This window comes from Aquimarina sp. AU474, from assembly GCF_900312815.1.
In the GTDB taxonomy this organism is placed as follows: domain Bacteria; phylum Bacteroidota; class Bacteroidia; order Flavobacteriales; family Flavobacteriaceae; genus Aquimarina.
The window spans coordinates 805998-818772 of sequence record NZ_OMPE01000008.1 but is presented as its reverse complement, the minus strand read 5'-3'; the positions used below and the strand labels follow the sequence as shown (position 1 = coordinate 818772).

6 protein-coding genes are annotated in these 12775 nt (G+C 33.3%); 3 read left to right on the top strand and 3 right to left on the bottom strand.

Features of this window, described 5'->3' with window-relative positions; all coding sequences use genetic code 11:
* Positions 1 to 66: 66 nt before the first annotated feature.
* Positions 67 to 2625: an ATP-dependent Clp protease ATP-binding subunit gene (locus DK508_RS13495; RefSeq protein ID WP_109301277.1), complete on the bottom strand. Its 2559-nt coding sequence runs from the start codon at positions 2623 to 2625 to the stop codon at positions 67 to 69.
* A gap of 350 nt (positions 2626 to 2975) precedes the next feature.
* Between DK508_RS13495 and gyrA the strand changes: the two genes are divergently transcribed.
* Entirely contained in the window at positions 2976 to 5519 is a 2544-nt protein-coding gene (gene gyrA / locus DK508_RS13490) for a DNA gyrase subunit A (RefSeq protein WP_109301276.1), read from the top strand.
* Between the two features lie 26 nt (positions 5520 to 5545).
* On the top strand, positions 5546 to 6820 hold the full coding sequence (locus tag DK508_RS13485; RefSeq protein WP_109301275.1) for a tetratricopeptide repeat protein: 1275 nt from the start codon (positions 5546 to 5548) through the stop codon (positions 6818 to 6820).
* 75 nt (positions 6821 to 6895) lie between these two features.
* Here the strand turns inward: DK508_RS13485 and DK508_RS13480 are convergent, their stop codons facing one another.
* Together DK508_RS13480 and pheT are read right to left on the bottom strand one after the other, a co-directional pair.
* Complete coding sequence (locus tag DK508_RS13480; RefSeq protein ID WP_109301274.1) at positions 6896 to 8653, bottom strand: serine hydrolase; 1758 nt, start codon at positions 8651 to 8653, stop codon at positions 6896 to 6898.
* Between the two features lie 190 nt (positions 8654 to 8843).
* Positions 8844 to 11276 (bottom strand): phenylalanine--tRNA ligase subunit beta, encoded by a 2433-nt coding sequence (pheT, locus tag DK508_RS13475; RefSeq protein ID WP_109301273.1) that lies wholly within the window; start codon positions 11274 to 11276, stop codon positions 8844 to 8846.
* A 203-nt stretch (positions 11277 to 11479) separates the two neighbouring features.
* Here pheT and DK508_RS13470 point away from each other — a divergent pair, with 203 nt between their 5' ends.
* On the top strand, positions 11480 to 12709 hold the full coding sequence (locus DK508_RS13470; RefSeq protein ID WP_109301272.1) for a peroxiredoxin: 1230 nt from the start codon (positions 11480 to 11482) through the stop codon (positions 12707 to 12709).
* Positions 12710 to 12775: the final 66 nt, after the last annotated feature.

Here is a 12775-nt window from a genome sequence, read left to right as displayed (position 1 = left end):
GTATAGTTCAAAAAACCTCTTTTTATACAAAAGAGGTTTTTTGATTATGAAATTACGTAATAAAGCCTAAGACTCGGTTGATTTTTCTGCTTTGTTAATTTTGATTGTTAACTCTCCAGAATCGTCATCCATATCCATGAATATACTATCGCCTTCTTGTAGCTGAGCATTAATAATTTCCTCTGCTAGCGCGTCTTCTATATATTTTTGAATAGCTCTTTTAAGCGGTCTTGCGCCATATTGTCTATCAAAACCTTTTTCGGTGATATAATCCTTAGCTTTTTCACTTAGGGATAGCTTATATCCAAGGCCTTCGATTCGACCGTATAATTTATCTAATTCTATGTCAATGATCTTATGTATGTCTTCTCTTTCAAGAGCATTAAATACAATAACATCATCAACTCTGTTAAGAAACTCAGGAGCAAAAGCTTTTTTAAGTGCATTTTCGATTACACCTTTTGCATAATCTTCGGCTTGAGTTTTCTTGGCAGAGGTTCCGAAACCAACACCTTGACCAAAATCCTTTAATTTACGAGCACCAATATTGGATGTCATAATGATAATGGCATTTCTGAAATCTATTTTACGCCCTAAGCTATCCGTTAAGTATCCATCATCCAACACTTGTAACATCATGTTAAAAACGTCAGGATGTGCTTTTTCAATTTCATCTAATAGGATTACTGCATAAGGTTTACGTCTTACTTTTTCGGTAAGTTGTCCTCCTTCTTCGTATCCTACATATCCCGGAGGTGCACCTATAAGTCTTGAGACAGCAAATTTCTCCATGTATTCACTCATATCAATTCTGATAAGCGTGTCTTCACTGTCAAAAAGCTCTTTAGCTAATACCTTTGCTAGTTGAGTTTTTCCAACTCCAGTTTGACCAAGAAATATAAAAGATCCTATTGGTTTATTAGGATCTTTAAGACCTGCACGGTTACGCTGTATAGCTTTTACGACTTTCTTGACAGCTTCGTTTTGACCAATTACCTTGCCCATAATAAGATTGGGTAATTCCGCCAATTTATTACTTTCCGTTTGTGCAATACGATTAACAGGAATACCTGTCATCATTGAAACAACATCTGCAACATTTTCTTCGTCTACGGTTTCTTTATGAAGTTTAGATTCTTTTTCCCATTGTTCTTGAGCAATTGCAAGTTCTTTTTCTAGATTCTTTTCGTCATCTCTAAGTTTAGCAGCTTCTTCATATTTCTGTTTTTTAACAACACTGTTTTTGAGTTCTCTAACTTCTTCAAGCTTTTTTTCCAGATCAAGTACTTTTTTAGGCACATCAATATTGGTAATATGAACTCTTGATCCAGCTTCATCCAGCGCATCAATTGCTTTGTCTGGTAAAAAACGATCAGTCATATATCTGTTTGTTAATTTCACACAGGCTTCTATTGCCTCAGGAGTATAACTTACATTGTGGTGTTCTTCGTATTTTTCTTTAATATTGTTAAGGATTTCGATTGTCTCCTCAATATTAGTTGGCTCTACAATAACTTTTTGAAAACGTCTTTCTAAAGCGCCATCTTTTTCAATGTATTGTCTGTATTCGTCCAGAGTAGTGGCACCAATACATTGTATCTCTCCTCTTGCAAGAGCAGGTTTAAACATGTTTGATGCATCAAGACTACCTGTCGCGCCTCCGGCACCAACTATGGTATGAATTTCATCAATAAAAAGAATGATATCATCATTTTTTTCCAATTCATTCATAACCGCCTTCATACGTTCTTCGAACTGACCTCTGTATTTAGTTCCAGCAACAAGACTAGCTAAATCAAGTGTCACAACTCTTTTATCAAAAAGAATTCGAGATACTTTTCTTTTTACAATTCTAAGAGCTAATCCTTCGGCGATGGCAGATTTGCCAACACCGGGTTCACCTATAAGAAGTGGGTTGTTCTTTTTACGTCTACTTAGTATCTGAGATACACGTTCGATTTCTTTAGATCTACCAACTACGGGGTCAAGTTTACCTTCTTCGGCCATAGCGGTTAAATCTCTTCCAAAATTATCCAAAACCGGAGTTTTAGATTTTTTTCCTGCTTTACTTCCTCCAGATGGGGAGTTAAAAGGGTTTTCCTTAGAACTATCTCCTGTTAAATCATCATCATCTTCAGAGAAAGATTCTGCTTTTGGATTGTCTAAATATTCTTCTTCGTTAGCAATCATATATTTAAATTGGTCTTTAACGTTATCGTAATCTACTTTTAAACGATTTAAAAGTTTTGTTGTAGGATCATTTTCGTTCCTTAATATACACAGTAAAAGATGTGCTGTGTTAATCGAAGAACTTTGAAATAATTTGGCTTCAAGAAATGTAGTTTTTAGTGCCCTTTCTGCTTGTCTAGTTAGATGTAAATTCTTTTTTTCATTAGAAGCTACAGCTACATTTGGATTTGCAGGACTAAGAATTTCAACTTTTCTTCTTAAATTAGTTAGATCTATATCTAATGCATCAAGGATGCTAATAGCTTTTCCACTTCCATCTCGTAATAATCCTAACATAAGATGCTCCGTACCAATAAAATCGTGCCCTAACCTAAGGGCTTCTTCTTTGCTGTACGCAATTACATCTTTAACTCTTGGTGAAAAATTATCATCCATAAATAATCTCTTTCTTTTTCTTAATAACTAAAATAGTAATTTAGAATTACTATGGCAAAAACTATTCCCTTTAATCCAAAATAAACAGATATAGTATGACAAAAGGATAATTTGTCATGCTATATTATGCTACCGAATTTTTGAGGATTTAGGATCTTTTTTTGCTTTTACGGGTAAATAGACAAAAAAAGCTTTAATTATCAAAACCTTCCTTTATAGACTTATTAACGATGGATATGATTCTTTTTGTTAATAAATTACGTATATTACCTAGGTAATTGGGTGTTAAAAACGTCTTAATTTACTTAAATTAGCGCGTTTATTAATTCAATTTTAGAAAAAAGTTTTTTATGACAGAAGGAGAAAAACTCATACCTATCAATATAGAGGATGAGATGAAGTCTGCTTACATTGATTATTCAATGTCGGTAATAGTATCTCGTGCGCTTCCAGATGTTAGGGATGGTCTTAAACCTGTACATAGGCGTGTTTTGTATGGAATGCATGAACTCGGTGTTAGAGCTAGTAGTGCTCATAAGAAATCAGCAAGAATAGTGGGAGAAGTTCTTGGTAAGTATCACCCTCATGGTGATACCTCTGTATATGACACAATGGTTCGAATGGCTCAAGAATGGAGTTTGCGATACATGTTGGTCGATGGTCAAGGTAACTTTGGTTCTGTAGATGGTGATAGCCCTGCTGCAATGCGTTATACAGAAGCAAGAATGCGTAAGATATCTGAAGATATGCTTGCAGATATTGAAAAGGATACTGTTGATCATACTTTTAACTTTGATGATACATTACAAGAGCCAACAGTTCTTCCTACCAGAATACCAGGGTTATTGATTAATGGAGCTTCAGGAATTGCAGTAGGTATGGCTACTAATATGCCACCACATAATTTAACTGAAGTAGTAGATGGTACTATTGCTTATATAGATAATAACGACATCGAGATTGATGAGTTAATTACTCACATAAAAGCACCAGATTTTCCTACTGGGGGTATTATTTATGGCTATGATGGGGTTAGAGAAGCTTTTAAGACAGGTAGAGGTAGGATAGTAATGCGTGCCAAAGCAACTTTTGAAGAAGTTAATGGTAGAGAATGTATTATTGTTACTGAAATCCCTTACCAAGTCAATAAGGCAGATATGATCAAGAAAACTGCCGATCTTGTTAATGATAAAAAAATAGATGGTATATCTACTATACGTGATGAATCGGATAGAAAAGGTATGCGTATCGTATATATACTTAAGAGGGATGCAATACCAAATATTGTTCTCAATCTTCTTTATAAATATACAGCATTACAATCTTCGTTTAGTGTAAATAACATTGCACTTGTTAAGGGAAGACCTCAGTTGTTGAATGTTAAAGAAATGATTCATCATTTTGTCGAGCATAGACATGAAGTTGTTGTGCGTCGTACAAAATTCGAACTAAGAAAAGCAGAAGAAAGAGCTCATATACTAGAAGGTTTAATTATAGCTTCAGATAATATAGATGAAGTAATAGCCTTAATTAGAGCATCTGCGAATGCAGATGAAGCAAGAGAGAAACTTATCAAACGTTTTAAACTTTCAGAAATTCAGGCAAAAGCAATTGTAGAGATGCGTCTTAGACAGTTGACAGGTCTTGAGCAGGACAAGTTACGTGCTGAGTATGATGAAATAATGAAGACGATAGAGGATTTAAAAGATATCCTTGATAAGAAAGAACGTCGAATGAATATTATCAAAGAAGAACTTATCGAAATACAAGATAAGTACGGTGATGATCGTCGTTCTCAAATCGAATATGCAGGAGGAGATTTAAGTATAGAAGATATGATTCCTGATGAGAAAGTTGTAATAACAATATCTCATGCAGGTTATATCAAGCGTACCTCGCTTAACGAATATAAGAAGCAAAATAGAGGAGGAGTTGGACAGAAAGGTAGTACTACCCGTAATGAAGATTTCCTTGAACACTTATTTGTGGGTACCAATCACCAGTATATGTTGTTTTTTACTCAAAAAGGAAAATGTTTCTGGATGAGAGTTTATGAGATACCGGAAGGGAGTAAAACTTCAAAAGGTAGAGCTATTCAAAATCTTATAAATATTAGTTCTGATGATAAAGTGAAAGCTTTTATTTGTACTCAAGATTTAAAAGATGAAGAGTACATTAATAATCATTATGTCATAATGGCAACGAAAAAAGGTCAGGTCAAAAAGACATCTTTGGAGCAATACTCTAGACCTAGAACCAATGGTATTAATGCTATTACCATAAAAGATGATGATGAGCTATTAGAAGCAAAACTTACCGATGGTAAGAGTCAAGTGATGTTGGCCGTTAAGTCTGGTAAAGCAATTCGTTTCGAAGAAGAGAAAACCAGACCGATGGGTAGGGGAGCCTCTGGAGTACGTGGTATACGTTTGGCTAATGATACTGATGAAGTTATAGGGATGGTTGCCGTAAATGATATGGAAAGTAATATCTTAGTGGTTTCAGAAAATGGATATGGTAAGCGTTCAAAATTAGAAGATTATAGAATTACCAATAGAGGTGGTAAAGGTGTTAAAACAATTTCGGTTACAGATAAAACCGGAAATTTGGTTGCCATCAAGAATGTTACTGATTTAGATGACTTAATGATTATTAATAAATCAGGTATTGCTATTCGTTTATCTGTTGAAGATTTACGAGTTATGGGAAGAGCAACGCAAGGTGTTCGTCTTATTAACTTAAAAGGTAAGGATTCTATAGCTGCAGTAGCAAAAGTTATGCACGACGAAGACGATATTGAAGAAGAAGAAGGGGTAGATGAAACTACTATTTCTGAAACTGATTCGAATATTGATTCAGATGGCACGAATATTGATAAGAAAACAGAAGAATAATTAAATCCCATTAAAAAAATCGAGTGATGAAGACAAAATTTATCTTAGTATTATTCCTAGCGTTTAGTGCTATTGGATTTTCTCAAAAACAAGGATTAAAGGCTGCAACTAAAGCCATTAAATCTGGTAATTTAGAAATAGCAGCTGATGCATTAAAAGCAGTAGAAGGACAGTTGGATCTTGCTGACGAAAAAATGAAAGCACAATATTACTTTCTTAAAGGTCAAGTATTATCTACTTCTACAGATTCTTCTTTAGATAAGGTTGAAGGTGCCGCTAATGCTTTTGCAAAATCTATTGAAATTGAGCAGGCAGCTGGAAATGCTAAATACACTGCTGAAGCAAGTCAAAAATTACAGACATTACGTCAATCTTTAGTAGAAAATGCAATTAAAGATCAAAATGCTAAAAATTATAAAGGAGCAGCAGATAAACTATATGTTGGTTATAAAACGAATAAGCAAGATACTATCTATCTATATTACGCTGCAGGTAATGCGGTAAATGCAAAAGATTATGATGATGCGTTAGTATACTATAATGAATTGAAAGATCTTGGATTTAGTGGTATTACAACCGAATTTATAGCTACCAATAAAGAAACTGGTGAAATTGAAACTTTTGATTCAAAACAAACTAGAGATCTTACTGTTAAAGCGGGTGGTCATATCAAGCCTGATACTCGTATTACAGAATCAAGAAAAGGAGAAATAGCGAAAAACATTGCTCTTATCTACATTACTCAAGGTAAGGATGAAGAGGCAATGAAGGCTATTGAAGAGGCGAAATCTGAAAACCCTAATGATTCTGCATTATTACAAGCCGAAGCTGATGTGTTTTATAAGTTAGGAAATATCCAAAAATATAAGGAGATCATGGAGCAAATTGTAGCTAATGATCCTGAAAACCCTGATTTATTATATAATTTAGGAGTAAGTGCTTCTCGTCTTGGAGATAATGAACAAGCTATGGAGTACTATAAAAAGACTCTAGAGTTAAAAGAAGATTATACGGCAGCACAAATTAATATCGCTGCTCTAATTTTAGGTAAAGAAAAAGGAATTGTTGATGAGATGAATAATCTTGGTACTTCTAGTAAAGACTACAAGCGTTATGATTCTTTAAAACAACAAAGACAAGATCTTTATAAAAGTACAGTACCTTACCTTGAAGGAGCTTTAAAGAGTGATCCTGATAATGTAGAAGCAGTACGTACATTAATGAATATTTTCTATCAGCTAGATGACCCAAAAGCTGAAGAGATGAAGAATAAACTAAAAGCTTTAGAAGGAGGCAACTAATTCTTTTAAAAGTTTAAAAATTGTAAACCGGAATATCATCTGATATTCCGGTTTTTTATTGATATAAGATCAAGATTATTTTGCATTATAAGGTATAAGGTTTTTCCACTTCCAAGGAGTATAGAGGTCTGCTAAAGCAACTTCTAAAAGTTCTTTAAAAATACCATCTCCATTATCACTATTGGTCATAATCATAATTCCTTTCCCAGCTTTAGGAAATACAATAGAATAGTGTCTAAACCCGTTACTGTGTCCTCCTTTAAAAGCACCCCAACCATAAGGAGACTTTAGTGTACCCCACCCTAAGCCATGGCTTAAGTTAATATTATCATTTTCATTAGTGTGTTTTGCTGTTAACGGGCCAAATTGCCTCAGAGAATTAATCTTAATTTGAGGTTTAAAAATTTCATTCCATGATACCGGAGTAATAATTTTATGTTGTAATACTCCTTCCATAAATTTGCTGTAATCTTTTGCCGTGGTTTCTAAAGTTCCACCTGCTCTAGGTTCATTATCAATATCTTTAGGGTGTAGTTTCCCTATTTTAGAATGACCATAAGCAAAATTATTTTCGAATGAAGGATTCCATTGGTAACTTGAATTATGCATACCAAGAGGAACGAATATTTTCTCTTTAACTAGTTCTTCAAGGTTTCGATCAAGTAATTTTTCTAATACCACTTGTAAATAGATAAAACCTTCTCCAGAGTAACTGTAAAGGCTGCCAGGTTCAAAGTTCACACGTAATTTTTGGTCATCTTCATACCAGCGAGAATTTTTAAAACCCGTAGTATGATTTAGGCACATTCGTGCTGTTATTTTATGATACAACGTATCTGTTTTTAAAGAAGAGAAATCATCATGCCATCTAGTAAGCGGTTTGTACTCATATATTTTTTTGGGCAAATAAGAAGCTAAAGGAGTGTCTAAATCAATCACATTCTCTTCTACTAATTTCATGACAAGTACAGCAAAAACAGCTTTGCTAAAAGAAGCGCCATACATATTTGTAGAATCCGATAACAATTCTTTGTTCTCATAATTTTTATATCCAAAAACCCTTTGATAATCAATCGTATTATCATTTAAAACGGTAATTGCAGCTCCATGTACTTTAGCATCATGGAGTAGTTGTTTAATTTTTGAGGTTAAAGAATCTTTACTAATAGTCGATCCATCTAATCGCGTTATATACTGGTTGGATGATGCATTTGTGCAGCTACCAAAAGTCAAGGAAAATAAAATCATTAGAGTTCCCAGAGTTTCTAATCTTTTATTCTTTTTTAAAAATGGTATTGACAATGGGTAATAACATTTTTGAGAATTTACAGCAGAGATTACATTTCTGATCATCATGATGATACTAAAAAGGATAACAGCTATAAAGAAGAAAAAAGCTCCGGGTAATATAACTAATGTAATTATTGATATTATAAAAAGAATAGTAATGGTGATCTGAAAATTGATAATAGCACGCCCGTGTTGATCATAAACTTTGTTATCCTCTCGTTTGTGAATCCATAGAAATAAGGGAATAAAAATATTGCATAAAGGAATAACTACCCCAATAATAGGAGCACCATGCATTAACAGCAGCCACTTTTTTTGAATGGTTTCTTCTTTTGGATTTTCTATGATTAACAAATCTTCGACTTCAATATCTAAGGCAGTGGCCAAAAGTTTTATAGTTTGCAAATGAGGATTTACATCTCCCTTTTCTATACGTTGTATCGTTCTAATAGTAACCTGGGTTTTTGCCGAAAGTTCTTCTTGAGAATACCCTTTAAGTTTTCTTTGATAAATTAAATTTTTCGCTATTGATTGATCTTCCATAATTTTTTGATTTTTGTTTGAAACAAAGCTATCAATAGCTCCTAGTTTTTACTACGACATTTAGGTGTCACCTATCTGTCATTCCATTGTTTTATTAGGTTCTAGAGAATAAATATAACCGTTTAGGGAATAAAAAAAGCTTTTGAAATATTCAAAAGCTTTTTTTATTATGATATATAAATTGATTTTTTTATCTCAATTCAGCTCCTAATTTATTTTCAAAATTATGCTGCAGTTTATTCATGATTTTGTCAATTTGTTTATCCGTAAGAGTTTTATGTTCATCTTGTAAAATAAAACTTACAGCATATGATTTTTTACCTTTTGGCAAATTCTTACCTTGATATACATCAAATAAATTTACATTCTTTAAGAGGTGCTTTTCGGTTTGTCTAGCGATAGTCTGAATATCTTCAAATTTAACAACATCATCTATTAACAATGCAAAATCTCTACGAACTTCAGGAAACTTGGGGATATCTTTATATTTTATTTTAGTATGCTTGGCATATGCTAAAACATTATCCCAGTTAAAATCGGCATATAATACTTCTTGAGAGATCGAAAAATGCTTAAGCACTGATTTTTTTACAATACCGAACTCAACAAGTTTTGTTTTTCCAAGACTAAATATAATACCTTCAGAAAGAACATCATTTTTGAAAGTAGAGGTTTTTAATTTCTGTATCCCTAATCCTAATCGTTCTAATACTGAAGATACAACACCTTTTAAAAAGAAAAAATCACTAGCTTGTTGTCCAGTTTTCCAACTCTCTAAAGCTCTGTTACCAGATATGAGAATTCCTAAATGTTTGTTTTCAACTCTTTCTTCATTATAAGAATGATACGTTTTTCCAAATTCAAATAATTTAAGATCTGATCGTTTTCTATTAATGTTATGAGATATGGCTTCTAATCCAGAAAATAACAGGGATTGGCGCATAACCGCTAGGTCATTACTTAATGGGTTAAGCATAACAACATTATTTTCACCCTTTAGCTGTTCACTAAGCTTTGTATACTCGGGTGAAGTAAGGGAGTTAGCCAACATTTCGTTAAATCCTTGTCCTACCAATTGATTTGATATCGTATTCTGCACATTATAATCAGAAAACTTATCTATATTAGATATTGAAGCATTCAACTTTTGTGTAAATCCGATGTTGTTATAACCATAGACTCTAAGAATTTCTTCAATAACATCGGCTTCTCTTTGTACATCATTTCTGTAGGCAGGAATTGTTAATCCAATTCCAGTTTCAGATATGCTATTTATTTTTATGTCTAATGACGAAAGTATGCTTTTAATAGTATCCTGAGGAAGTTCTTCTCCAATTAACTTGGTTGCGTTTTCAAAGGATAATAAAACTTGAAAATCTTCGAGTTTCTTAGGGTATAAATCAATGATTTCACTTGATATATTACCACCTGCAAGTTCTTGTATCAACAAAGCTGCTCTTTTTAAAGCATACTCGGTGATATTTGGATCGATACCTCGTTCAAATCTAAAAGAAGCATCGGTGTTTAAACCATGTCTTTTGGCGGTTTTTCGGATGCTTACTGGATTAAAATAGGCACTTTCTAAGAAAATTGATGTTGTAGTTTCAGTAACTCCCGAATTAATCCCACCAAATACACCAGCGATACACAAAGGTTTTGTCTCGTCACAGATCATCAAATCTTCTTCGTGCAATTCTCTCTCTACTTCATCGAGAGTGGTAAATTTTGTTCCTTTCTCTAAAGTTTTAACTTCAATTTTATTACCATCGATATAATGAGCATCAAACGCATGTAATGGTTGCCCAAGTTCATGCAACACATAATTAGTTACATCTACGACATTGTTTTTAGGAGTAATACCTATTGCTTTTAATCTATTTTGTAACCATGAAGGAGACTCCTTCACTTTAATATCAGAAATGGTAACCCCGCAATACCTAGGAGCCAGACTTGCATCTTTAACCTCGATATCAATTTTATGTAATCTGTTTTCAACCCTAAAATTACTTACAGAAGGAGTGATAAGTTCAATCGTAATATCTTTTTGTAAAAGCCCAGCTTTAAGATCTCTAGCGGTTCCCCAGTGACTCATTGCATCGGCACGATTTGGTGTAAGCCCTATTTCAAAAACAGTATCATTTTCGATATCAAATATTTCTGAGGCTTTGGTACCGACAGGAATATCGGTATCAAGTATCATAATACCATCATGACTTTGTCCTAGGCCTAATTCATCTTCTGCACAGATCATTCCGTGACTTTCTTCTCCACGAATTTTCCCCTTTTTTATGACCCATTCTTCTCCTTTATCATCATATAACTTTGTTCCTATAGTTGCCACTGGTACTTTCTGCCCTGCAGCCACATTAGGAGCACCACATACGATTTGAACAGGATCTCCATTTCCAAAATCAACTTTGGTAACTTTTAATTTATCAGCATTAGGGTGTTTCTCGCAACTTAATACTTGTCCTATAATAACTCCTTCTAGGCCTCCTTTTAAACTTTGATAGGTGTCTATTCCTTCAACCTCAAGGCCCAAATCTGTAAGTAATTCACCTGCTTGTTCTGCATCCCAATCAAGATTGACAAATTGTTTTAGCCAGTTGTATGAAATTTTCATTGATGATTTTTCTAAATTCAGTCGGTAAAGATAATATATTGCCAAGAGGTTACAAACAGTATTATTGGCTTATCTTAAATAAAATGCTATTCGTGATCGAATGCATTGTATACATATTTATTTTTTTCAAAATTTTAATGAAATAGAAACTGTCACGTAAGTTTTGAGTAACTTTCCGTACTTTTTATATAAAGCTTTATCTAATGAAAAAAACAATCTTATTAATTTCTATTTGTACACTTATTCTTAACTCTTGTAAAAAAGAGGAAACTAAAAAATCGATAGATTTTAAAAGTGGCCCATGGAGAGCCAGTTTAATGGTCGAAGAGGATAAAGAACTTCCTTTTTTGTTTGAAGTAATGGATGATCAAACCTTGAGAATATTTAATGCTGAAGAAACCATAGAGGTAGATGAAGTAGAGATTAATGGAGATTCAATTCTGATTAAATTCCCAATATTTGAAGGATATGTAGCTGGTCGTTTTAAAGATTCGATGACTATTTCGGGTAGCTTTATTAAAGAAAGTTTGAATAGGGTAGTACCTTTTATTGCAAAATTTGGAGCGCAGGATAGATTCGAAATTAAGTCAAAACCTTCAAAAAATATAACGGGTAATTGGGAAACAGTATTTAGCGAGGATAGTGAAGAAGATAGATATATTGCTAAAGGTATTTTTAAACAAAATGGAAATATTGTTTCAGGTACTTTTAGAACCACAACAGGTGATTACAGATTTCTCGAAGGAGTAATAAATGATAACCAATTTCGATTATCAGCTTTTGATGGAGCTCATGCCTTTTTATTTACAGGGCAGGTAACCGATAGCACAATGAATGGGCATTTTTATTCTGGTAACCATTGGAAAGAACCTTTTGTAGCTAAGCGTAATGAACACTATGAATTACCAAAAGCAGATTCTTTAACTTTTTTAAAAGAAGGATATGACGCTTTAGCCTTTAGTTTTCCGGATGTAGAAGGGAAAACAGTTTCTCTATCTGATAAGCGATTTCAAGACAAAGTGGTTATAGTTCAGGTTATGGGCACATGGTGCCCAAATTGTATGGATGAAACCAAGTATTATGTGGATTATTATAATAGAAACAAGGATAATGAAATAGAATTTGTGGCATTGGCTTTTGAATATGCGAGAACCGAAGAAAAAGCCTATAAAGCTATTAATAGATTAAAAAATAAGTTACATGTACCGTATCCAATACTTTTGGCACAACATGGCACTTCAGATAAAAAGAAAGCTCAAGAAAAATTACCAATGTTAAATCATGTATTATCGTATCCAACCACAATTTTTATTGACAAAAAAGGTAAGGTAAGAAAAATACACACAGGATTTAACGGACCCGCTACTGGTGAAAAATATATTAGTTTTAAAACAGAATTTGAAGGTTTTGTGAAAGAGTTGTTAAATGAGTAAATGTGTTTAACAATCAATTATGACTTTGTATTTGAGTTTAACACTACCGTAACATTAGGATTGATG